The organism is Polynucleobacter sp. MWH-CaK5 (assembly GCF_018687615.1).
In the GTDB taxonomy this organism is placed as follows: domain Bacteria; phylum Pseudomonadota; class Gammaproteobacteria; order Burkholderiales; family Burkholderiaceae; genus Polynucleobacter.
The window spans coordinates 1439450-1463414 of sequence record NZ_CP061299.1 but is presented as its reverse complement, the minus strand read 5'-3'; the positions used below and the strand labels follow the sequence as shown (position 1 = coordinate 1463414).

The following is a 23965-nucleotide window of genomic DNA, read 5'->3' as shown; positions in this document are numbered from 1 at the left end:
TCCAAGCGACCTAGATTGTCGCTTTTTTATTTCTTATTGATTAAATCTTTAATCTCTACTTTCAGCACATTAGCAATTTTAAAAAGAACTAAAAGTGAGGGATTGGCGATTCCTAGCTCAATTTTTCTAATGTATGTTCTATCTATGTCACATTCAAAGACTAATTCTTCTTGCGATAAGCCTACATCTTTTCTGAGGTCTTTAACAATCGTGGCTTATAAAGTTCTAGATTTATTGGCTGTTTCAAGTACTCTTGCACAGGCTGCATGTCCAACATGGAAACCTTATGATTGCAGACAAGGTCCTAACGGCAAGCAAATATGCGGTTGTGGACAGGGATGCTAATCCTCAGCTATAAAAATCACCTTCGGGTGTCTTTTTTGTTAGTAAAAATGATGAAAAAAGTCTGAATATTCACTAATTGTTATTTTTTAGTATTACTACGCCTCTCTAACTAGAAGTCCCTTGAGGTTATTGAACTCTAACTAACTGTATTTATTAATAAAAAAGCTACATTGTTGGTTTTAATAGTATCAATATGTCGTAATGCCCCTATCGCTAGATAACCAACCATTATTACTTACCTTCTATAGCAATAATTAAGGTAATTCATTAGCGTAATCAGCATCTTCATCAGCTAATGACTCTATGTCATCTAATGATTCTAATTCTGTATTTAAGTTAGCGATTAATGATTTTTCTTCAGTCACCTTGCTGTCAATGATTGAGCCAAAGTATTGATTAAGGTCTTGTTTATAACTATCAATTTCAGTGATTCTTTCTGCTTCAAGCAGTGGTTCTCTATATGGAATTCCTAGCGACTTAGCGACAGCAAACTCAGCGTATCTAAAGGCTTCAGCAAGATGTTGAATGTCAGATTGTTTAACGATAAAAGAATCATGGACAGCGAGAACTATTGAGCCTGTCTTAGCTAAGAAATAATCAAATATATGACTGCACAAGAGGCTATCGTGGTTCTGAAGTTCAAGACCTACTCCAGTACAAAAGAAGTGTTCTATGGGCTTATGGCGGTCTCTGATAGCCTTCTCCAGGGCTTCACAGTATGCTGTGTCTATAGTAGGTGGAATAGGGTGCTTATCGTCCACATACTCTTTCTTATTCTTGTTCAAATAGAAGATTAAGCTCTTAGTAGCAGGTGCTGGCTTCTTACGATTGATGAGTATGTTGAAGGCTTTCTTGACTAACTTTCTAGGGTATCCATCAATCGTATAAGCATCTTCAGTAGGCTCTTCTAGTCCTGCTCTCTGATACAGTAAAGAAGGGTGCAATCCTCTGTAATCAACTTCCACGACTGGTTCATTATTGATGGTTAGATGTAGTCTTAATTGAGATTTAAAGCCCTGAGCGGTTGAGTAATAGCGTCCGCCTCGGTCATATGAGCCATCATTGAAGATTCTAGTGATTGAGAAGGTAACTGGCGGTATTAGTTCACGATTAAGTCTGAAATCAAAGTAAGTTAATCGCTCGTTATAAGCCTTGATTCTTTTCTCCCACAGCCATTTCTCTTTGTGTGGGTTTGTCCTCATCCTTTTACCGTCTTTGCGAAGCTCAATCACTGGTAATGATGGATTTCTGACAACAGACTTTAAGATTTGGTCTCTTCGCTCGTGATACGGTGAGAATTGACATGCAACATCAAGCCACTTCCTAGTTAAGGCATAAGCAGCGGGTGTCCAGTTTCCATTTTTGTCTTGATGAGCAGGCTTGGTCTCTTGCATATATCCCGCATCTCTTAACCACATGAAGCATTTCAATAGCTCTGGCTGATAAAGTTTATTTCTTCGGGTCTTACCGTAATAGAGATTTCTACTAACTGGAATTTGCACACTATCTTTTTGATAGCCGCCAATCAGATATAAGCCAGCGATAGCAACCTTCATCCATTTCAGATATTGAGTCTTATCATTCTTATTAGGTTTCCTTTGTCTTAAGCTAAGCATCTCCTCAACAAGGACTTCTGCTTGTCTAATAATCTCAGGATGAGTGGAGTAGGCTTTGTATTCAAATAGAGACATGAGTAAAAATATCTTAACCTAGTTTTAAAGCTAAATTTTCAGCTTTTGGGTGATAGTATTTCTTCAGCATGCTCAATTGCCTATGCCCTGTTACAGCACTTAGTTCAAGAATATTGCTGAACTTGCCTGCCATGTTAGTGATGGCTGTGTGTCTCAAATCATGGAAGTGTAGGTCTTCTATACCTGCTCTTTTACAAGCACTCTCAAAGTTTGCACATAAGGCTGGTCTGTTCATCGGAAACACTCTCCCATCAATACTTCTCGGTAGTTCTTTCAGAATCTGCACAGCCCTTGTGGACAATGGCACAGTTCGTCTGTCGCCATTCTTGGTTGTCTCTAAATGTGCGGTTCGCTTATTGAGGTCTATATCTGCCCAACTTAGACCAAGAATCTCTCCCTGCCTCATAGCTGTTTCAAGAGCAAATTGAACAATAAACAATATCCATGGATTACTGTTCTTAAATCTCGGCTTGAAAATATCAAAGAGCTTATCCTTTTCAACCTCACTCAGTACTCTAGTCCTGCTTGGTGGTGTCTCAGGCTTTCTAATTAAAGGTATGGGATTATCTATATTGATTCCCCACTCTCTACGAGCATGATTAATCACGCAAGAGAAATAAGCTAGTTCACGAATAACTGTTCCTGCAGTTACTTCTCTAAGTCTTATGTCTCTATATTCCGCAATTCTTGAGGGCGTCAAAGCAATCATGCTGTATTTCGCAATAGGCTTTCTTGCTAAGGCTCTTAGCCGAAACCCATCTTCTTTGGCACTTTTTGTCTTTGGGGTAACTTCTTGAAGGTATCTAAGTATCAATTCAGAGAATGTAGTTCTTTCTGCGAGAGAGGTATTGATATAAGAACCTCTATCCATCTCTGCTTCAATCTTTGTCGCCCATTTGATGGCATCTGATTTGTTGTCAAATGATTTAGCTAAGTTTGGATAGCCATCTCTTTGAATACGAGCCTGCCATTTATTATTTCTAAGACGAAATCCAGCCATTGTTCTCTCCCAAAAGGACAGGGAAAGGACCAGAACAAATTTAGAAGGGAATTATTTAGATTCTTAGAGTGGTAAGTGAGTTGCTATTAACCCACCTACCATCTACTTATAAGGCTTAAAGACTAATGATTGTCTTTATGAACAACTGTCTTGACTGTTTACTCAACAGCTTTGACCATGTCTTCAATGACTTTCTTCGCATCACCGAAGACCATCATTGTTTTATCCATGTAGAACAACTCGTTGTCTAGACCAGCATAACCTGAAGCCATTGAACGCTTGTTCACGATCACAGTCTTGGCTTTGTAAGCCTCAAGAATTGGCATACCGAAAATCGGGCTGCCTGGAGTTCTTGCCGCTGGGTTCACAACGTCGTTAGCACCTAGAATCAACACAACGTCGGCTTGACCGAATTCACTGTTGATGTCTTCCATCTCGAATACTTGATCGTATGGAACTTCAGCTTCAGCCAAAAGAACGTTCATGTGACCAGGCATACGACCAGCCACTGGGTGAATCGCATACTTCACGGTGACACCAGCATGAGTTAGTTTCTCGGTTAGTTCTTTTAGTGCGTGCTGGGCACGAGCAACTGCAAGACCATAACCTGGAACAATGATGACTGTCTCAGCATTAGTCATCAAGAATGCTGCATCGTCTGCAGAACCTGATTTAACGTTACGCTGCTCTTGTGATCCACCAGCTGCTGCACTACCAGCATCGCCACCGAAACCACCAAGAATCACATTGAAGAATGAACGGTTCATCGCTTTACACATGATGTAAGACAAGATGGCGCCAGAAGAGCCCACCAATGAACCAGCCACAATCAACATTGAGTTATTCAATGAGAAACCAATACCAGCTGCAGCCCAGCCAGAATATGAGTTCAACATTGAAACAACCACAGGCATGTCAGCACCGCCAATTGGGATGATGATCAAAACACCCAAGATGAAGGCAATCGCTACCATCACAATGAAGTAGTTCCAAGCAGGTTCTGCACCAGGAGCGATAGAGAACATTACACCGCAACCCACCATCACAATGGCAAGGATCAGATTGAGCATGTGCTGACCTGGGAAAGTAACAGGCGCACCTTGGAATAAACGGAACTTGTATTTGCCAGATAATTTACCGAAGGCAATCACTGATCCTGAGAAAGTAATTGCACCAACAAATGTACCGATGAACAACTCAAGACGGTTACCCAATGGAATTGGCTCACCCACAGTCACGATACCGAAAGCGTGAGGCTCTGCAACTGCGGCCACAGCGATACAAACCGCTGCAAGACCAATCATGCTGTGCATGAAAGCCACTAGCTCAGGCATTTTTGTCATTTCAACACGCTTGGCCATGATGGCACCAGCGCCGCCACCAATCACAAGACCTGCTAGAACATAAGCCATACCACCAGCTGCTGATTCTTTAGCAAGCATCATGACCAAGCCAACGGTTGTGATGATGGCAATCGCCATACCTGTCATACCAAAGACGTTACCTTTGATAGACGTGGTTGGATGGGATAAACCTTTAAGTGCCTGAATAAAACAAATTGAGGCTACTAAATACAAAAGCGTAACGAGATTTAAGCTCATGCTGTTTCTCCTTTAGCTTTTTTATCTTTTTTCTTAAACATTTCTAGCATGCGTCTTGTTACCAAGAAGCCACCGAACACGTTCACTGCAGCTAAAGCAACAGCAATGGTGCCCATTGATTTACCAAGTGTGCCTTCTGTTAAAGCAGCAGCAAGCATGGCACCAACGATGATGATGGCTGAAATAGCATTCGTCACAGCCATCAAAGGCGTGTGAAGTGCTGGAGTGACGTTCCATACAACGTGATAACCAACATAAATGGCTAGCACGAAGATGATGAGGTTATAAATAGTTGGGCTGATCATGTCCATGATTTTTTCCTTGTAATTCTTCTTATGCGTTCTGACGAAGAACTTGACCGTTTTGACACATCAAGCAGGCTGTCACGATGTCATCATCAGTCGGAATAGCCAAAGCTGCTTCCTTGTCAACGATGAGCTTCATGAAGTCTAGAAGATTGCGTGCATACAGCGCAGATGCATCTGCTGCAACCATGCTAGCTAAGTTGGTGTAACCAACTAATTTAACGCCATGCTTCACAACCACTTTATCTGCTTCTGTGAGTGGGCAGTTGCCACCACCATTGTCACCTTTGCCTGCAGCCAAATCGATCACCACTGAACCCGGTTTCATTTGTGCAACAGTTTCTGAGTGCAATAGAGTTGGTGCTTTACGGCCTGGGATCAAAGCTGTTGCGATCACGATATCTGCTTGCTTGGCACGTTCTGCAACCAATGCTGCTTGACGTTGCATCCAAGACGCAGGCATTGGACGGGCATAGCCACCAACGCCTTGAGCGATTTCGCGTTCTTCTTCAGTTTCAAAAGGCACGTCTACAAACTTACCACCCAATGATTCAATTTGTTCTTTTGCAGCTGGGCGCACATCTGAGGCTTCAATCACAGCACCCAAACGTTTAGCAGTCGCAATTGCTTGCAAACCTGCAACACCTGCACCAAGAATCAATACACGAGCTGCTTTCACTGTTCCAGCAGCTGTCATCAACATTGGCATAAAGCGTTGGTATTCATTCGCAGCAACCATCACAGCTTTGTAACCAGCAATGTTGGCCTGTGACGACAAAACGTCCAAGCTTTGAGCTCTGGTCGTTCTTGGAGCAGCTTCAAGAGCAAAGGCAGTGATGCCTTTGGCAGCCATAGCAGCATTATTAGCATTATCAAATGGATCAAGCATGCCCAATAAGACAGCGTTTGATTTCATTTGAGCTAATTCGTTGGCATCTGGTGCTCTGACTTTCAGCACAATATCTGCGCCTAATGCATCAGCAGCAGAACCGATACTTGCACCAACTGCTTCATAAGCAGAATCTGGCTGGCTACTTGCGACGCCAGCATTGTTTTGAACTATAACTGTGTGACCTTGACCAATGAATTTCTTCACTGTTTCAGGTGTAGCAGCAACGCGCGTTTCATTCGCCCGCGTTTCTAAGGGCACGCCAATGCGCATGGGTTTCTCCCTGTTATTGTAAAAAGTTTAAGATTACCCTAATTTTCCGGGATTTCTGATCAAATTGACCCTCCATTTTATGTTTTTTTGGTCATTTAGTGCTTTATCCTAACTTTAATGAGTAACTTATTTTGACAACACCTATGAATTTCCCAGTATTTGACACAAGCTTTTTGGAGGCTGCATCAGTCTTGCCGCCCGCCACCGTTGTGATTGGGATGTCTGGAGGAGTTGATTCGTCTGTGGCCGCTTGGATTTTGAAACAGCAGGGATATCACGTTGTTGGACTATTCATGAAGAATTGGGAAGACGATGACAACAGTGAATTTTGTTCTTCGCGCCAAGATTGGTTGGATGTTGTCTCGGTGGCGGATTTAATTGGAATTGATGTTGAAGCAGTCAATTTTGCAGCTGAGTACAAAGATCGAGTTTTTGCTGAATTTTTAAAAGAATACTCAGCAGGTAGAACTCCGAATCCAGATGTTCTATGCAATGCTGAAATTAAATTCAAAGCTTTCTTAGATCACGCCATCAGTTTGGGGGCGCAAGCTATTGCAACAGGACATTACGCAAAAACTGCAAGATCTGATGATGGCGTTCATTTACTCAAAGCGATTGATGACACCAAAGATCAAAGTTACTTTTTATATCGTTTGACTCAACAACAATTAAGCCATGTCATTTTTCCATTAGGCGGCATCAGAAAATCAATGGTGAGAGAAATTGCTGAAATGATTGGTTTGCCTAATGCCAAGAAAAAAGATTCAACAGGTATTTGTTTTATTGGTGAACGACCTTTTAGAGATTTCTTGAATCGCTATTTACCTAATAAACCTGGCCCAATCAAAACTGAAGACGGTAAGGTGATTGGTGAGCACATTGGTTTGGCTTTTTATACGCTTGGGCAAAGAAAAGGCATTGGCATGGGTGGTAGCAAGGATGGTAGTGGGGATCCATGGTTTGTGGCGAAAAAAGATATGGCGAGCAATTCGCTTTACATTGTTCAAGGTCATGAGCATCCATGGTTATTGAATAAGGTGTTACACACATCACAAATCAGTTGGACGTTTGATGGTTTGCCTGCAACAAAGAACTACACCGCCAAAACAAGGTACAGACAATCAGATGCACCTTGTCAATTAACGCAGGTTTCTGCAGACAGTTTCACGCTAGAGTTTGATCAAGCCCAATGGGCTGTCACGCCGGGTCAGTCAGCTGTTTTGTATGACGGTGACCGTTGCTTGGGCGGTGGAATTATCACCAGTTAAAACAATTTAACTGGTGAAACTAGATTAATTATTGTGGTGGCGCGGTGTTTGCAAAAGAGGGGCGCGACATCAACTTTTTATAAAGTCGATCTAAATTTGGGTAAGTCGCTTGCCACTGGATATTTGGAAATCTAAAGATCAAATAATCTAAAGCGCAGCCCACTGAGATATCAGCCAAACTCATCTGAGTGCCAAAGCACCATTCAGACTCACCCAAACCGTTAGACATCGCTTTGAGCGATACATCCACTTTATGCAGCTGACGGTCTATCCAGGCTTGGCTTTTTTGCTCATCTGGTCTCCAGGTTGCTTCTAATCTTGCGAGCACTGAAGCATCCAAAATGCCATCTGCTAAAGCTTCCCATGTTTTAACCGCGGCCTTTTCTTTGCCAGAGGCAGGGATGAGTTTGTTCACAGGACTTAGCGTGTCGGCATATTCAACGATCACGCGTGAGTCAAACATGGCTCCGCCATCGTCCATCACCAAGCAGGGAACCTTTCCAAGGGGGTTGGACTCCATGATCTTGGTGTCTTGGCTCCACACATTCTCTTGAATCAGTGGAACTTCAATTTTCTTTTCCGCGAAAACAATTCTTGCTTTGCGCACGTAGGGGCTGGTGAGTGATCCGATTAATTTCATGGCGTAAGTATAGCTATTTAGGTTAATCCCTTCAGAAGGACTAAAATCATGTTTTCGATGCTTTTTTAGGAATTAGCTGTGACTACTCAACTATCTACATTAAGTGCTTTATCCCCTTTGGATGGCCGTTATGCCTCAAAAACTGACGGTTTGCGCCCTTGGTTATCAGAGGCTGCTTTTATGAAGCAGCGCGTCCAGGTTGAGGTTCACTGGTTAATTGCCCTATCTCAAGCCAAATTGCCTGATTTCCCAAGTTTTAGCGCCAATGCTGAGGCTGTTTTGTTGAAATTGGTCGCAGATTTTTCTGATACGGATGCAGAAAGAATCAAAGCCATTGAAGCTGTGACCAATCATGACGTGAAAGCTGTTGAATATTGGATGAAAGAAAAGGTGGTTGGCCACGCTGAATTAGAAAAGGCCAGCGAATTTATTCACTTTGCTTGCACATCGGAAGATATCAACAACACATCCCATGGTTTGATGCTGAAGGGCGCTCGCGAAGAAGTGATCTTGCCTAAATTACGTGAGCTTTTGACAGCTTTGACTTATTTGGCTGTGGCGAATGCGGATGTGCCAATGTTGTCTCGCACACATGGACAGCCTGCCTCACCAACAACCTTGGGTAAAGAGATGGCGAACGTGGCGATGCGTTTGCAAAGAGCGATCGCCAACATTGAAAGAGTACCTTTGCTTGGAAAGATGAATGGCGCTGTGGGTAACTACAACGCTCACTTGTCTGCGTATCCAGATGTGGATTGGGAAAAGTTTTCTAAGGAAGTGGTTGAGAAGCGCTTAGGTTTGGAGTTCAATCCATACACCATTCAGATCGAGCCTCATGACTACATGGCTGAGTTGTTTGATGCGGTTGCCAGAGCCAATACGATTTTGCTAGATATGAACCGTGATATTTGGGGTTACATCTCTGTTGGTTATTTCAAACAAAAAACCAAAGCAGGTGAAATCGGCTCATCCACCATGCCGCACAAAGTGAACCCAATTGATTTTGAGAACTCAGAAGGTAACTTGGGTATTGCAAATGCATTGTTGAAGCATTTGTCAGAAAAATTACCTGTGTCACGTTGGCAAAGAGATTTAACAGATTCAACAGTTTTGCGTAATTTGGGTACTGCCTTGGGTCATAGTCTGTTGGCCTACGACAGCGCACTCAAAGGTTTGGGTAAATTAGAAACCAACCCAGAGCGTTTGGCTGAAGATCTGAACAATTGCTGGGAAGTATTGGCAGAGCCTGTGCAAACAGTGATGCGTCGTTTTGGTGTGCCTAATCCTTATGAGCAGTTAAAAGAGTTGACCAGAGGTAAAGGTATTACTCCAGAAGGTTTGAGAAGCTTCATCCAAGGTTTGGCGATTCCGGATGATGCCAAGAAACTTCTGTTAGAAATGACTCCTGCTTCTTATATCGGTAAAGCAACAGAGTTAGCGCAGCGTCTAAAAAAATAATGACGTCTGCAGGTCATGCCCCAATGAGTGTCAGTCAACGACTATGGTTGGGGCTTTACCAATTTGTTTGGTATCTGGCCTTGCCCTTGGCGCTTGCTCGTTTGCTATGGAAGGGCAGGATGCAACAAGGCTACAGAGAGCACATCAATGAGCGCTTGGGCTTGTCTTGGCCCATCAGCGGAGCAACTCCACGTATTTGGGTACACGCAGTATCAGTGGGTGAAACAAGAGCGGCTGCTCCATTGATTGATACCTTGATCCAGAGTGGCGAAAAGATCTTATTGACTCATATGACGCCTACTGGAAGAGATACTGGGCGCCAGTTGTTTGCCGAGCACATTGCCTCTGGCCAATTGGTGCAAAGCTATCTCCCCTACGATATTCATTGGGCTGTTGATTCTTTCTACCGATACTTTTCAATCAAAGTTGGTTTGATCATGGAGACCGAGGTTTGGCCAAGATTGATTTTGTCTGCTCGTCAAAAGTCTTTACCGGTCATTCTTATCAATGCCAGATTGTCTGAGCGCAGCGCACGTCGCATTGGGCGCTTTTCAAATTTCGCTCGATTAATTTATCAGTCGTTCACAAAAATTTTGGCTCAAACAAGTTTGGATGCCAAGCGTTATGGTTCTCTGGGCTTAAGCAACATGATGGTCACGGGTAATTTGAAGTTTGATGTACTGCCTCATCTTGAGCAGATTGAACATGCCTTAGCTTTAAAGAAGCAACTGACTCATCAGGTTCAAATTGTTTGTGCAGCCAGCACCAGAGATGGTGAAGAATCATTGATCATTGAGGCATGGCAAAAGTTTCTTAAGACCAAAGAAAGTGCCAGTGATGCCCAACTTTTTTGTTTATTAATTGTGCCAAGGCATCCACAGCGTTTTGATGATGTTTTTACTCAATTACAGTCAATCTTTCCAAAGGTCTTGCGTCGATCAAGCCTCGGTGATCAAGAATTTACTGACGCCATTAATCAAGGTGGAGTGATACTTGGCGACTCGATGGGGGAGATGAGTTTTTATTACGCCTTATCTGACATTGTGATCATGGGCGGAAGTTTGTTGCCTTTGGGTGGTCAAAATTTCATTGAAGCATGTGCATTGGGTCGTCCAATCATATTGGGCGAGCACACCTTTAATTTTCAGCAAGCGAGTGCAGATGTGATTGATTCTAGGGCTGCGATTCGAATTGCCGATATTGATGATTTGGTGAAAGCCATGGATTTGCTATTGACCAATCATCAAGTCAAAGAAGAAATGAGTACCAATGCTCTAGATTTTGCGAATCAACACACAGGCGCCACCAAAAAGATCGTCGCAGTTGTTCGGGAAACCCTTTCCTAGCTAGATCAAATCCCTAATCTTTATAAGGTTTAATGGTTAATGCCATTACTTCTATAGAATCCCTCAAAACACTGGGGAGTAGCCAGCTCATAGTCATGAGTCTTTTGTATCGTCAACACGGCGTTTAAGCGCCCGGTACATGAGGGGAATGGGTCCTTGGCAAGACCAAATACTATAAAAAGGAATTTCTATGGATTTCATGTCCATTGATGCTATTTGGGCTGTTTTGGCGATTATTCTCATCGACCTAGTGCTCGCAGGAGACAACGCTTTAGTGATTGGTATGGCAGCGAATCGATTGCCACCACATTTGCGTAAAAAAGCAATTTTCTGGGGCACCTTTGGCGCCATCGCGATTCGTTTTATTTCTGTCGCCATCATCACTTACCTCATGATGCTTCCTGGTTTAAGACTTGTGGGCGGCATTGCTTTGGTATGGATTGGTTGGAAGTTAGCCTTCCAGGACGACCACGAAGAAGTTAAAGCGGCCGATACGTTTTGGTCAGCCATTACAACCATCGTGATTGCAGATGCTGTCATGGGTGTTGATAACGCCTTGGGTATTGCCGCAGCTGCAAACGGTAATTGGGGCTTCATCATCATGGGATTGTTGATCAGTATCCCAGTGGTTATTTTCGGTTCTAGCATGGTGACCAAGATTTTGGATCGTTGGCCGAACGCTGTTTTTATCGGTGGCTTTGTTCTGTTTGCCGTATCTGTTCAAATGGTTTTGAAAGAGATCTTGTTCGTTGACTACCTTGCAGGTGTAGATCCTTGGATACTCAAACTATCTCCATGGATGTTTGCTATTGCATTGACAGCAATTCAGTTCAAGCTATCTAAGAAGTCGAGTAAAAAAGCTGCAGTGACTATTTAAATAACGGTCAATAAATATTGATGACTCATTAAGGGTTATTAAGGGTTACTGAGGAAGACAACAAAAAAGCGGGCAATTGCCTGCTTTTTTGTTTATTAGAGATGCTTCAAACTTTTTAAACTTGAGCCCCAAAGTTAGGGTCATCAGATTTGCCAGTAGTTGCAGCGGCTTTTGTTTCAGCAGCCACAAGATCTTCACGCTTGATACCAAACCACATCGCTAAGGCTGCAGCAACGAATACTGAAGAATAAATACCAAACAAGATACCGATGGTCAGAGCCAAAGAGAAGTAGTAAAGCGTTGGACCGCCAAATAGCAACATGGCTAAAACCATCATCTGTGTACTGCCATGAGTGATGATCGTTCTGCTGGTGGTGCTGGTGATGGCGTTATCGATCACTGCAGATACTTCCATTTTTCTGTACTTGCGGAAGTTTTCTCTGATGCGGTCAAAAATAACCACAGACTCGTTTACTGAGTATCCAAGGACCGCAAGAACCGCTGCTAAAACTGATAGAGAGAATTCCCATTGGAATAAAGCAAAGAATCCCAAAATGATCACAACGTCGTGAAGGTTGGCCAAAATACCTGCCAAAGCAAACTTCCACTCGAAACGAATCGATAGGTAAATAACGATACCTAGAATAACGAACAGAAGAGCCAATAAGCCATCTGTTGCCAATTCTTTACCTACTTGAGGTCCTACGAACTCAACGCGCTTTAAAGTAACGTCAGCATTTGATGCTTTAAGCGTATCAAGTACTTGATTACTTTGCTGTGAAGATGAGATGGCTGCGCCTTCAGCATTTCTTTGGAGTGGCAAGCGAATCAAAACGTCCTTTGAGCTGCCAAAGTTTTGAACTTGCACATCTTCATAGCCAAGCTTATTCAAGTCTGCTCTGATGGTGTTTAAAGGAGCCGCTTGTTGGTAGCTGATTTCCATGACTGTTCCACCTGTGAACTCAACAGATAGATGCAAGCCTTTGGTGGCTAAGAAAAAGATGGCGGCTAGAAAAGTGATCGCGGAAATTGCATTTAGCACCAAGGCATGGCGCATAAAGGGAATGTCACGGCGGATACGAAAAAATTCCATGATGTTTACCTTTTATTCAGTAGGGCGCCAAACTTGGCCAATTGATAATTTATCGAGTTTTTTCTTGCGACCGTACCAAAGATTGGCAAGGCCTCTTGCGAAAAATACCGCAGAGAACATCGATGTAAGGATGCCCAAACTGTGAACAACAGCAAAACCTCTCACTGGACCAGAGCCGAAGGCTAACAAGGCGATACCAGCGATCAGGGTGGTGATGTTTGAGTCAAGGATGGTTCCCCAAGCTTTTTCAAAGCCAGTTGCAATGGCAGCCTGTGGGGTAGCACCTGCACGCAACTCTTCACGAATACGCTCGTTGATCAAAACGTTGGAGTCAATTGCCATACCCAAAGCAAGAGCCATCGCCGCAATACCTGGAAGAGTTAATGTGGCTTGCAGCATTGAAAGTACTGCCACCAATAAGAATAAGTTGACCGATAAGGCTAAAACAGAGAAAACACCAAATAGCAGGTAGTAGGCAATCATGAATATCGCAATCGCGATAAATCCATAAATCACTGAGTTAAAGCCCATTGAAATATTTTCAGCACCCAAGCTAGGGCCAATGGTTCTTTCTTCAATAATTTCCATTGGAGCGGCCAATGAACCTGCGCGCAACAATAGAGCTAGATCATTCGCGCTGTCAGTACTTGGCTGGCCAGTGATTTGGAACTTTGCGCCAAATTCGCTTTGAATCGTTGCAACTGTTAATACTTCGCCGCGACCCTTTTCAAAAAGAATCATGCCCATTGGCTTGCCAATGTTCTCACGAGTGATTTCTTGCATCACACGTCCACCAGCAGAGTCCAAGGTAATGTTCACGGCTGGGCGTTGATTTGAATCAAAGCCTGCTGAGGCGCTGGTGATTCGGTCGCCACTAAAAATCACTGACTTCTTAAAGACAACTTGACGACCATCACCCATCTTGAAAACATCAGAGCCAGGAGGTGGCAATTCGCCAGATAGTAAATAGGTTTTAACTGGGTCTGCTAAGCGAGACTCAAGTGTTGCTGTACGTCCGATGATGTCTTTTGCTCTGGCTGTATCTTGAACGCCTGGCAATTGCACAATGATTCTGTCTTGACCTTGCTGTTGAATCACTGGTTCTGCCACACCTAATTCATTCACACGATTGTGAAGGGTGGTGATGTTTTGTTTGACAGCATTTTCTTGAACTTCTTTGATCGCAGAGTCTTTGAATTGGCCGACCAATTTAAATCCGTCAGCAGACTTCTCAACATTGAAGTCAAGACTCTGTAAATTGGTGTTCAGTAAAGTTCTGGCACTTGCTGCGTCTTCTTGCTTTGAGAATCTAACAATAATTGTGTCACCCTGACGCTCGATGCCAGAGTGACGTAAACCTTTTTCACGAAGCTGTGAGCGAGTATCAGTGCTCAAGCTTTCTAATTTCTTTTGTAATGCGCCCCTCATGTCCACTTGCAAAAGGAAGTGAACGCCGCCTCTTAGGTCAAGACCTAGGTACATTGGCATTGCGCCCATAGAGCTGAGCCATGCTGGTGTATTAGAGATTAGATTGAGGGCAATGACATAACTTTGATCATTGCTATCTGGGTTCAAGGATTTTTGTAAAACATCCTTGGCTTTTAATTGAGTATCGGTGTTGGCAAGACGAATCTTGATTGTGCCGTTAGCACCAATGCGTTCAAACTGGATACCTTTTGGTTCAATTTGTGCGCTTTTTAAGATGTCGGCAATGCGCTCTTGCATATTGCCGTCAATCTTTACAGTGACTTTACCCGCTGAGATTTGTACTGCCGGGGCCTCTCCGAAAAAGTTAGGAAGAGTGTATAGGGCTCCAATAACAAGCGCTATAACGATGACGAGGTATTTCCACAGCGGGTAACGGTTCATGCTAAAGCTTTCTTAGATTTCTTTGATCGTGCCTTTTGGCAAAACAGCTGTAATTGCATTCTTTTGCATCTTTACTTCTGTTCCAGGTAGCAACTCAACTGTTACATACGGATCTTTTAGGGTGGTTACTTTACCCATCAGGCCGCCAACAGTCACAACTTCATCGCCAACTGCTAATGCTTCAAGCATGTTTCTAACTTCTTTTTGACGTTTCATTTGTGGACGAATCATCACAAAATATAAAACGACAAACATCAATACCAAAGGTAAAAAACCCATTAATCCACCAGATTCTGCTCCGGCTGTCTGTGCATATGCGTTACTGATCAACATCTTATTTCCTCCAAGTAGAAAGTCTGATTTTACCCTGTAGTCTCAAGGACGCCCAAAGCTCTATTTTTATGAAATTCCTCAATAAATTCAGGGAATAGGTCCTCATCTAAGGATTGCCTAATTTCGCTCATTAGATTGATGTAATAGTGGATGTTATGAATCGTGTTGAGCTGTGCCCCAAGGATCTCGTTGGTTTTTTGTAAATGGTGCAAATAGGCTCTTGAAAAGTTGCGGCAGGTGTAGCAGCCACAGCTTGCATCCAAAGGGCGGGTATCGTCTTTGAAGGCTGCATTTCTGAGCTTTAAGTCGCCAAATCGGGTGAATAACCAACCATTTCTTGCGTTTCTGGTTGGCATCACGCAGTCAAACATATCAATGCCTTGGCTCACACCTAAAACCAAATCTTCAGGGGTGCCAACGCCCATCAAATAATGAGGTTTGTTTTCAGGTAGCTTGGGGCCAATGTGGCTCAAAATTCTTTCAAATTCTGGTTTTGGCTCTCCCACTGATAGGCCGCCAATGGCAATACCGTCAAAATCTTGATTGGCGACCCCATCCAAAGAAACGTCTCTGAGGTGTTCAAACATCCCGCCTTGCACGATTCCAAACAAAGCATTGCCTGTATTGAGTTCTCTGAATCTGCGGATAGAACGCTCACCCCATCTGAGTGATAGTTCTAGTGAGTTCTTAGCAGTTTTTTCGTCAGTGGTGATGCCATTAGTTTCGTAAGGGGTGCACTCATCAAATTGCATCGCAATGTCACTGTTCAATACCGCTTGGATATCCATTGAGATTTCAGGGGACATGAATAACTTGTCGCCATTCACTGGAGACGCAAAGGCAACGCCTTCTTCTGTGATTTTTCTCAAAGCACCTAAGCTGAATACCTGAAAACCACCAGAATCTGTCAAGATAGGCTTTTTCCAACCCATGAAGTCATGTAAGCCTTGATGCTTACCGATCACATCAAGACCAGGTCTTAGCCATAGATGAAAGGTGTTGCCAAGAACGATTTGCGCAGCCGCTTCCTCGAGGTCTCGTGGTGTCATTCCTTTGACCGTGCCGTAGGTGCCAACCGGCATAAAAATAGGGGTTTGAACTTTGCCATGCGTGAGGGTTAGCTCGCCTCGGCGGGCATGCGTTCGAGAATCTTTTTTGAGAAGTTTGAAGTTAAATGAATTCATTGACGTGTGAGTAGCATTGCATCGCCATAGCTGAAGAAGCGATATTGTTGTTGAATGGCATGATCATAAGCTTTTCTGATGGGCTCTACCCCAGCAAAGGCGCTGACCAACATGAGCAAGGTTGAGCAGGGTAAGTGAAAGTTAGTGATCAATTGATCAATCACTTTGAATTCATAACCTGGGGTAATGAACAATTTTGTTTCACCCTCTTGGATGCCAAATGCAGCTGATGACTCAAGAGCTCTCAAACTGGTGGTGCCCACCGCAATCACTTTTCCACCTGCCGATTTGGTTTGCTTGATGAGTTCTTGTGTTTCTGTTGGAATAGAAAACCACTCACTGTGCATTTTGTGTTCAGATAAATCTTCAGTTCTAACAGGCGTGAAGGTTCCAGCACCAACGTGCAAGGTGAGGGTGGTGTATTTGATTCCCTTGGCCATGACCTTGTCTAAAGTTGCTTGATCAAAGTGAAGGCCTGCGGTTGGGGCAGCAACTGCACCAGGATTTTTGGCTACGACGGTTTGGTAGCGTTCTAAATCATCAGCATTTGCTTCATGGGTGATGTAGGGAGGTAGTGGTAGTTGTCCGTGTTTTTCTAGCAGGGATAAACATGGGGATGAGAATTTAATCTCATAGAAGCGATTGTCTGAGTCATCAGGGCGACCCATGACTTCTATTTCAAAAGGCTCATCATCGCTACCCAAGATGATCTTGTTGCCAGGTTTTGGTGATTTTGAAGCTCTGATTTGGGCAACCGCTGTGGTTTCACCAGTGATTCTTTCTAAGAAGACTTCAACAGCGCCACCAGATTCCTTTTTGCCAAACAAACGGGCTGGGATAACTTTTGTATCATTGAATACCAATAAGTCATTGGGATTTAACAAATCAATCAAATCAGTGAATTGTTGATCTTTAATGACGATGTCTGCAGCATGATTTTCCAGAACGAGTAACCTGCTAGCCGTTCTATTCGGTAGTGGGTTTTGAGCAATTAACTCGGGCGGCAGGTTGTAATTAAAGTCTGAAAGACGCATCGCTGTACCATGGGAATATAAAGATTTTATCAATGACCAAAAAAGCCAGTTCACCTTCATTAGAAAAGCTAGGATTGCACTCCAGCTTGGACTGCGTTTTACATCTACCTATTCGTTATGAGGACGAAACCAAATTATCAACGATTGCCCAGGCTATTGGTACTTTTGGTGGATTGACCTTTCAGGTTCAGGGGGTAGTGATCAAGCAGGAGGTTTTGTTCCGTCCCAGAAGGCAATTATTGGTGGTGATCAGGGATGAACATGGTGATGAGTTATTTCTGAGATGGTTGAACTTTTACCCCAGCCAGCAAAAGCAAATGGCGGTTGGTGTTAATTTGAGGGTTCGGGGTGAAATCAGAGATGGGTTTTATGGCCCTGAGATGGTTCACCCAGGTGTTAAAGCAGTGAGCCCTGACACCCCCTTGCCAAGCACCTTGACGCCCGTTTATTCAACCGTGGCAGGTGTTGGTCAGCATGTGATTCGCCAAGCCATCAGCAAGGCCTTTAAAGATGATGAATTGCAGTCACATTTAAAAGATCTTTTGCCTAAAGAAGTCATGGCAAGCACTTTTGTTGGTTTGGAAATTCCAAGTTTGTGGAGCGCTCTGAATACCCTGCATCAGCCAGGCAAGTCTGATGATTTGGCAGCGATTCAGGATCGTCATCATCCTGCTTGGAGACGGGTTCAAATAGAGGAGTTGCTGGCTCAGCAGTTATCTCTTTTGCAGGCTCGTGAAAAGCGTTTGGCTCGTCAAGCGGTGCGCATGAGCGAGAAGGCCGTCAAAGGTGGCGTGCTGGAGAAATTTTTAAAGCAATTGCCTTTTCAATTGACCAATGCTCAACAGCAATCTTGGCTGGATATTTTGAAAGACTTGGGCGAGTCATATCCAATGAACAGGCTTTTGCAAGGAGATGTTGGTAGTGGCAAAACGGTGGTGGCCACTTTGGCTGCTTTGCATTGCATTGATCATGGCTATCAAGCAGCGATCATGGCGCCAACAGAAATACTCGCAGAACAACACTACCGCAAATTAAAAACTTGGCTTGAGCCTTTGGGTGTGAAGATCGCTTGGTTGACGGGCTCTCTGAAGGCCAAAGAAAAGCGAGAGGCTCAAGAGCTGATTTGTAATGGTGAGGCTCAGTTAGTGATTGGAACTCACGCCTTGATTCAAGAGGGTGTTGAATTCGCAAGATTAGGGTTTGCGGTGATTGATGAGCAACATCGATTTGGGGTCAAGCAGCGTTTACGTTTACAGCAAAAGATTGATGATGTTGAAGTTGATTGTCATCAGTTGATGATGTCTGCAACGCCGATACCAAGAACACTGGCGATGACTTTTTATGCTGACCTAGAGGTGTCTGTCATCAATGAATTGCCACCTGGCAGAACTCCGATTGTCACCAAGCTGGTTAAAAACGAACGTCGTCAAGAGTTGGTCTCGGGTTTGGTGTCTGAATTAAATAAAGGGCGCCAAGTGTATTGGGTGTGTCCTTTGATTGAAGAGTCTGAGGTCTTGCAATTAAAGACAGCGGTAGAGACTCATGCGGCGCTTCAAGAGGCTTTGCCTGGGGTCGCCATTGGTTTGGTGCATGGTCGCTTAAAGGGGGCTGAGAAAAATGCTGTCATGCAAGCATTTGCTGCAGGCGATATCCAGGTATTGGTGGCCACCACTGTGATTGAGGTGGGGGTTGATGTGCCAAATGCCTCATTGATGATCATTGAGCATGCAGAAAGATTTGGTTACTCGCAACTTCATCAATTAAGGGGTCGAGTTGGGCGAGGTTCAGCAGAGTCCGTGTGTATTTTGTTGTATGGCCCAGAGCTGTCAATGGCAGCGAAAGAGCGTTTACAAACTCTCAAGGAGACCCAGGATGGTTTTGTGATTGCCGAGCGAGATTTGGCTTTGCGCGGACCGGGTGAATTACTGGGTTCAAAGCAATCAGGTGATGCGATGTTGCGCTTCATTGATTTACAAAAAGAGTCTTGGTTGATTGAAAAAACTCAAGAGCTAGCCAAGCAGCTCCTCAATAGTCACCCTGAGATTGCTCAGGAGCATTTATTGCGTTGGTTAGGCAATCGTGCTGAATACCTAAAAGCTTGATATCCTCTCTGTATGACACTCACAGAACTTCGATATATTGTTGCCGTTGCAAGAGAACGCCACTTTGGCCGAGCAGCTGAAGCTTGCTTTGTTTCTCAGCCGACCTTATCTGTTGCTGTCAAAAAGTTGGAAGATGAGCTCAATGTTCAGATTTTTGAGCGTTCTGGTTCTGAGCTAGCAATCACTGCCTTGGGTCAGACAATCATTCATCAGGCCCAAAAAGTATTGGATGAAGCTCAGTTCATCAAGCACCTAGCTCAACATGGTCAAGACCCTCTTTCAGGCCCTGTGCGTCTAGGAACCATTTACACGATTGCTCCATATTTGTTGCCAAAATTGATTGCCAAATGTCGTCATGCTTTGCCGCAAATGCCTTTGTACCTTCAAGAAAATTTCACGACAAAGCTTTTAGAGCTTTTAAAGCAAGGTGATATTGATGCGGCCATCATGGCGGATACATTTCCGCAAAGTGGCCTTGAAGTTCTCCCTTTGTATGAAGAGGGTTTTATGGTGGCTGTTCCTCAGGGGCACCCTTGGCAAACCCTATCGATCATTCAGCACACTGAATTGCAGTCACAAAAAACATTGTTATTGGGTGAGGGACATTGCTTCAGAGATCAGGTTTTAGATATTTGTCCTGACATGCAGAAAAATCAAAAAGATGGCGAGATCAGTACTTTTGAAGGATCTTCTTTAGAAACCATCAGGCAGATGGTGGCTGGTGGTATTGGTATCAGCATCATGCCAATCACATCAATCCCTGAGGATGCTAATAGCAATGGTTTGATTCGCTACATTCCATTTGCCGACCCGATTCCTAAACGTCGCGTGGTCTTGGCTTGGCGTAAAAGTTACGCCAGAACAAAAGCCATGCATGCTTTGGCCGATGCAATTAAATCATCGGGCATGACTGGAGTGGATTTCTTGTAATGGCTTCAAGGTTGTCTGATTATTTAGCGCTGATTCGATTTGATAAACCAATTGGTACCTTGTTGGTCTTGTGGCCAACTTTGTGGGGTTTATGGATCGCATCGAGTGGTGAGCCAAAAGCATCTCATCTGATCATTTTTGTTTTAGGTTGCTTTCTGATGAGAAGCGCCGGTTGCGCTATCAACGATTACGCTGATCGAGACTTTGATAAGCATGTCTCGAGAACCCAAGATCGTCCAGTTACTGCGGGAAGAATCAAGCCTGTAGAAGCCTTGATCGTTGCCGCAGCGCTTGCAATTGTGGCATTCATCTTGATTTTGCCACTCAATACATACACAAAGATTTTGTCTGTTCCTGCAGTGGCTATTGCAGTTATTTATCCCTTCACCAAAAGATTTTTCTCAATCCCTCAAGCCATTTTGGGTATCGCGTTTTCATTTGGCATTCCAATGGCCTTTGCGGCCGTTATGAACGAGATACCTGCTTATGCATGGTTATTGGTGCTGGCAAATATCGCTTGGGCGATTGCTTACGACACCGCTTATGCAATGGTTGATCGGGATGATGATTTAAGTTTGGGCATTAAGACGTCTGCCATCACGTTTGGGCAGTTTGATGTTTTAGCCATTTGTATTTGCTATGGCATCAGCCTTCTTTGCTTTGTTGTGCTTGGATGGCTGTTGGCATTCCCGACAATCTTTTGGATCTTTTTAGGGTTGGCCTTTTTGCTGGCTATTTATTATTTCCAATTGATCAAAGATTGTCAGAAGGAAAAGTGCTTTTTGGCATTCAGAAGAAACAATTGGTTTGGCATGAGCTTGTTTTTAGCCATCGCCTTCGCTTACTAAAATTCTAGCGGCACATCAATCAGAGAAATGATTGATGTAGGTTCTTATTGCTTACTAAATTCTTCGCCCATGGCTTCGCTGCGATCACTGGCTGCCGCAACCGCTTTCATCATGATGTTGGCCCAAGACTCTTGCTCAAGGACCGTCAGTGCAGCATAGGTTGTGCCGCCTTTTGAGGTCACACGCTCTCTGAGGGTTGCTGGTGACTCTGGCGATTGAGCTGCAAGCTTGGCGGCTCCTTGCAAGGTTTGTATCGCTAACAGACGTGCTTGCTCTTGTGAGAGACCTTGTGCAATGGCGGCTTTCTCAAGAGATTCCAAGAAGGCAAATACATAGGCTGGACCACTGCCAGACACGGCTGTGATGTCGTCCATTTGTTTTTCAGAATCAACCCAAACAATCTTGCCCACAGCTTCACAAATTGAGCTTGCAAGTGCTTTGTCTGTAGCACTGATATTGCTATCGGCAAATAAGCCAGTCATGCCTTCACCAATCAAAGCAGGGGTGTTGGGCATGGCGCGGATAACTCTTTGGTGACCAAGCCACTTGGCCATGTCGGCTGTTTTAATACCAGCTGCCACGCTCAAGCAAAGAGGTTTGCTTGTGATGGATTTCAGCACAAGTGCTAACTCAGCAGCAGCTTCTTTAAATTGTTGTGGCTTAACAGCCATGACAAGAACATCACAACTTTCAATGTGTGGCGCTAATTTATCGACAGACGCTGCGCAAATGATTGAAAGATCGCTTTCAAGGCGTTGACGTGTTTGATCAAATGGATCAGCAACAAACATGTTCTTTGCCAAGGCTCCCTGATTAATCAGGCCACCAATCAAAGCGCTGGCCATGTTTCCGCCACCAATAAAACCGATTTTTAAATTTGCTAATGAAGTCATAAATAAGTTCTTTTGCCAAAAATTGCTGTGCCAACACGCACCATCGTACTACCTTCTGCAATCGCTGCTTCAATATCTGAAGACATGCCCATGGATAAAGTATCTAACTGGACCTTTTGATGATCAAGGGCAGTAGATTGTTGTAGTTTGCTTAAAAGCTCACGTAATTGTTGGTGAGACTTTCTTTGAGCCTGCACATCATCCGTGGGCTCTGGAATACTCATCAGGCCTCTTAAGTGCAGATGGGGCATGGCCGATATTTTTTGGCAGATATCTAAAAGCTCGTCTGGCCCAATGCCGCTCTTGGATGCCTCACCGCTGATGTTCACTTGAACGCAAACCTCTAATGGCGGTAAATGAGCGGGTCTCTGATCATTTAAGCGTTGCGCAATTTTGATGCGATCGATGCTATGAACCCAGTCAAAGTTTTCTGCGACGTCTTTCGATTTATTGCTTTGAATCGGACCGATAAAGTGCCACTCAAGGCTGGAGCGCAAATCCTTTAGTTCTAATACTTTTGCAACACCTTCTTGAACATAGTTTTCACCAAAGCATGTTTGGCCAAGATCATAGGCATCTCTGACATCTTCTGCTGGAAATGTTTTGGAGACAGCTAGTAACTTGATCTCTTGCGCAGAGCGACCACAAGCTTTTGCAGCTTGATGGATGCGCTCTTTGATGGCATGTAAATTATTTTGAAGTGCTGACATGTCCCATGTTCTTCTCGATGAGAGAGTCAATCAGTTCAATCCAATGTTCAACAGGAGTTGTTTCATTTTGTAAATGAGTGATACAGCCAACGTTGGCAGAAACAATTCTTTGCGCTTGATGATCAGTAACCGCCTGCTGAAGATTATTCAGTTTTTGCTCTTTTAGCTGTTTGGATAGATCAGCTTGCAAAATTGAATAAGTACCAGCTGAGCCACAACATAGGTGACTGTCTTGGCAGGTGTTGATGCTAATGCCTAGCTTTTCAAGCATGGCTTCTAGCTGACCTTTGATTTTCTGACCATGCTGCAAAGTGCAAGGTGGATGGAAAATCACGCCTTCTTGTTTGGCTCGATCTCCAACCAAGCCTTGAAGCTTATCAAGGTACTGAGGTAATACTTCGACCAAGTCTTTGCATAGATCTGAAATGACTTGTGCTTTCTTGGCATAAATAGGATCATCTTTTAGGATATGACCATATTCTTTGATGGTGACGCCACAACCTGAGGCGTTCATTAAAATGGCTTGAACCTTCTCACCCTGACATTCAGGAGCAGTTCCTTCGATGTAAGGCCACCAAGCGTCAATATTGCGACGCATGTCATTCAAGCCAGCTTCTTGTTCATTCAAGTGGTACTTCAAGGCACCACAGCAACCCGCTTTAGGAGCTGCCAAAACATCTACACCCAAGTGAGACATCACTCTGAAGCTTGCATTATTGATGTTGGGTAGCATGCCTGGTTGAACGCAGCCTTCTAAGATCAGCATCTTGGTTTTATTCAAGTTAGCCGCAGGTCTTGTGCCCGGATTTTTTCCTTGAGGGATTTTTTGCTTGATGGCTGCTGGCATCAAAGGGCGGACGATTCTGCCGATGCGCATCGCATTATCAAACAGCGTTTTATTCGTCAAACCGTTGGCCAATGCTTTGCGAAGCATTCTTTCCATGAATGGTCTTGGATTGGTTTGTTCTTCAGCCCATTTGCGACCAATATCAATCAAGTGACCATAGTCAACGCCACTAGGACAGGTGCTTTCGCAGTTGCGGCAGGTCAAGCAACGATCCAAATGCTCTCTGGTTTTTTCAGTGGCTTGCTTGCCCTCAGCGATTTGTTTGATCAAATAAATGCGTCCACGTGGGCCATCTAATTCATCGCCCAGTAGCTGATAGGTCGGGCAGGTTGCTGTACAAAAACCACAATGCACACATTTGCTCAAAATACTTTGAGCCATCGTGCCATCAGGAGTGCCTATAAATTGAGGAGCTAATTCTGTTTGCAT

General features: G+C 43.9%; 22 protein-coding genes. 7 read left to right on the top strand and 15 right to left on the bottom strand.

Annotated elements, in window-relative coordinates:
- Positions 1–26: 26 nt before the first annotated feature.
- The 6 genes from GQ367_RS07310 to GQ367_RS07285 form a co-directional block, all read right to left on the bottom strand.
- Complete coding sequence (locus GQ367_RS07310; protein ID WP_251370237.1) at positions 27–146, bottom strand: helix-turn-helix domain-containing protein; 120 nt, start codon at positions 144–146, stop codon at positions 27–29.
- Positions 147–599: 453 nt separating this feature from the next.
- Positions 600–2036, bottom strand: a complete 1437-nt coding sequence (locus tag GQ367_RS07305) for a hypothetical protein (RefSeq protein WP_215290321.1) — start codon at positions 2034–2036, stop codon at positions 600–602.
- 13 nt (positions 2037–2049) lie between these two features.
- A complete protein-coding gene (locus GQ367_RS07300) occupies positions 2050–3036 on the bottom strand; it encodes a site-specific integrase (RefSeq protein ID WP_215290320.1) in 987 nt (328 codons plus the stop codon).
- A 158-nt stretch (positions 3037–3194) separates the two neighbouring features.
- Positions 3195–4637: an NAD(P)(+) transhydrogenase (Re/Si-specific) subunit beta gene (locus GQ367_RS07295; protein ID WP_215290319.1), complete on the bottom strand. Its 1443-nt coding sequence runs from the start codon at positions 4635–4637 to the stop codon at positions 3195–3197.
- The gene (locus GQ367_RS07290) at positions 4634–4948 is read right to left on the bottom strand and encodes an NAD(P) transhydrogenase subunit alpha (protein WP_089514715.1); all 315 of its coding nucleotides are present in this window, start codon (positions 4946–4948) and stop codon (positions 4634–4636) included. Before GQ367_RS07290 ends, GQ367_RS07295 begins: the two co-directional genes overlap by 4 nt.
- 22 nt (positions 4949–4970) lie before the next feature.
- On the bottom strand, positions 4971–6104 hold the full coding sequence (locus GQ367_RS07285) for a Re/Si-specific NAD(P)(+) transhydrogenase subunit alpha (RefSeq protein ID WP_215290318.1): 1134 nt from the start codon (positions 6102–6104) through the stop codon (positions 4971–4973).
- 218 nt (positions 6105–6322) lie between these two features.
- On the opposite strand from GQ367_RS07285, the gene mnmA reads away from it, so the two are divergent.
- Complete coding sequence (mnmA, locus tag GQ367_RS07280) at positions 6323–7372, top strand: tRNA 2-thiouridine(34) synthase MnmA (RefSeq protein WP_251370236.1); 1050 nt, start codon at positions 6323–6325, stop codon at positions 7370–7372.
- A gap of 28 nt (positions 7373–7400) precedes the next feature.
- On the opposite strand, the gene GQ367_RS07275 is transcribed toward mnmA, so the two are convergent.
- Positions 7401–8012 (bottom strand): glutathione S-transferase N-terminal domain-containing protein, encoded by a 612-nt coding sequence (locus GQ367_RS07275; protein ID WP_215290316.1) that lies wholly within the window; start codon positions 8010–8012, stop codon positions 7401–7403.
- A gap of 78 nt (positions 8013–8090) precedes the next feature.
- On the opposite strand from GQ367_RS07275, the gene purB reads away from it, so the two are divergent.
- From purB to GQ367_RS07260, 3 genes are all read left to right on the top strand, one after another.
- Positions 8091–9470 carry an adenylosuccinate lyase gene (gene purB / locus GQ367_RS07270; RefSeq protein WP_215290315.1) on the top strand — a complete coding sequence of 460 codons (1380 nt, stop codon included), beginning with the start codon at positions 8091–8093 and terminating at the stop codon, positions 9468–9470.
- The gene (locus tag GQ367_RS07265; RefSeq protein ID WP_251370150.1) at positions 9470–10816 is read left to right on the top strand and encodes a 3-deoxy-D-manno-octulosonic acid transferase; all 1347 of its coding nucleotides are present in this window, start codon (positions 9470–9472) and stop codon (positions 10814–10816) included. Before purB ends, GQ367_RS07265 begins: the two co-directional genes overlap by 1 nt.
- Before the next feature lie 190 nt (positions 10817–11006).
- A complete protein-coding gene (locus tag GQ367_RS07260) occupies positions 11007–11693 on the top strand; it encodes a TerC family protein (protein WP_215290314.1) in 687 nt (228 codons plus the stop codon).
- A gap of 115 nt (positions 11694–11808) precedes the next feature.
- On the opposite strand, the gene secF is transcribed toward GQ367_RS07260, so the two are convergent.
- From secF to queA, 5 genes are read right to left on the bottom strand one after another with little or no spacing between them, the layout of a single operon-like run.
- Positions 11809–12786 (bottom strand): protein translocase subunit SecF, encoded by a 978-nt coding sequence (gene secF, locus GQ367_RS07255; protein ID WP_215290313.1) that lies wholly within the window; start codon positions 12784–12786, stop codon positions 11809–11811.
- Positions 12787–12798: 12 nt separating this feature from the next.
- Complete coding sequence (secD, locus tag GQ367_RS07250) at positions 12799–14655, bottom strand: protein translocase subunit SecD (RefSeq protein ID WP_215290312.1); 1857 nt, start codon at positions 14653–14655, stop codon at positions 12799–12801.
- A gap of 12 nt (positions 14656–14667) precedes the next feature.
- Entirely contained in the window at positions 14668–14988 is a 321-nt protein-coding gene (gene yajC / locus GQ367_RS07245) for a preprotein translocase subunit YajC (protein ID WP_215290311.1), read from the bottom strand.
- A gap of 29 nt (positions 14989–15017) precedes the next feature.
- Complete coding sequence (gene tgt / locus GQ367_RS07240; protein ID WP_215290310.1) at positions 15018–16172, bottom strand: tRNA guanosine(34) transglycosylase Tgt; 1155 nt, start codon at positions 16170–16172, stop codon at positions 15018–15020.
- A complete protein-coding gene (queA, locus tag GQ367_RS07235) occupies positions 16169–17206 on the bottom strand; it encodes a tRNA preQ1(34) S-adenosylmethionine ribosyltransferase-isomerase QueA (protein ID WP_215290309.1) in 1038 nt (345 codons plus the stop codon). Before queA ends, tgt begins: the two co-directional genes overlap by 4 nt.
- Before the next feature lie 32 nt (positions 17207–17238).
- On the opposite strand from queA, the gene recG reads away from it, so the two are divergent.
- Genes recG through ubiA form a run of 3 tightly spaced genes read left to right on the top strand, consistent with a single transcriptional unit; the run spans position 17239 to position 21086 of the window.
- A complete protein-coding gene (gene recG, locus GQ367_RS07230; protein ID WP_215290308.1) occupies positions 17239–19308 on the top strand; it encodes an ATP-dependent DNA helicase RecG in 2070 nt (689 codons plus the stop codon).
- Positions 19309–19320: 12 nt separating this feature from the next.
- Positions 19321–20238: a LysR substrate-binding domain-containing protein gene (locus GQ367_RS07225; RefSeq protein WP_215290307.1), complete on the top strand. Its 918-nt coding sequence runs from the start codon at positions 19321–19323 to the stop codon at positions 20236–20238.
- Positions 20238–21086: a 4-hydroxybenzoate octaprenyltransferase gene (ubiA, locus tag GQ367_RS07220; protein WP_215290306.1), complete on the top strand. Its 849-nt coding sequence runs from the start codon at positions 20238–20240 to the stop codon at positions 21084–21086. The genes GQ367_RS07225 and ubiA overlap by 1 nt, the downstream gene beginning before the upstream one ends.
- A 44-nt stretch (positions 21087–21130) precedes the next feature.
- Here the strand turns inward: ubiA and proC are convergent, their stop codons facing one another.
- Genes proC through glcF form a run of 3 tightly spaced genes read right to left on the bottom strand, consistent with a single transcriptional unit; the run spans position 21131 to position 23965 of the window.
- Positions 21131–21979 carry a pyrroline-5-carboxylate reductase gene (gene proC / locus GQ367_RS07215; protein ID WP_215290305.1) on the bottom strand — a complete coding sequence of 283 codons (849 nt, stop codon included), beginning with the start codon at positions 21977–21979 and terminating at the stop codon, positions 21131–21133.
- Positions 21976–22689 (bottom strand): YggS family pyridoxal phosphate-dependent enzyme, encoded by a 714-nt coding sequence (locus tag GQ367_RS07210; protein WP_215290304.1) that lies wholly within the window; start codon positions 22687–22689, stop codon positions 21976–21978. Before GQ367_RS07210 ends, proC begins: the two co-directional genes overlap by 4 nt.
- The gene (glcF, locus tag GQ367_RS07205) at positions 22670–23965 is read right to left on the bottom strand and encodes a glycolate oxidase subunit GlcF (protein WP_215290303.1); all 1296 of its coding nucleotides are present in this window, start codon (positions 23963–23965) and stop codon (positions 22670–22672) included. Before glcF ends, GQ367_RS07210 begins: the two co-directional genes overlap by 20 nt.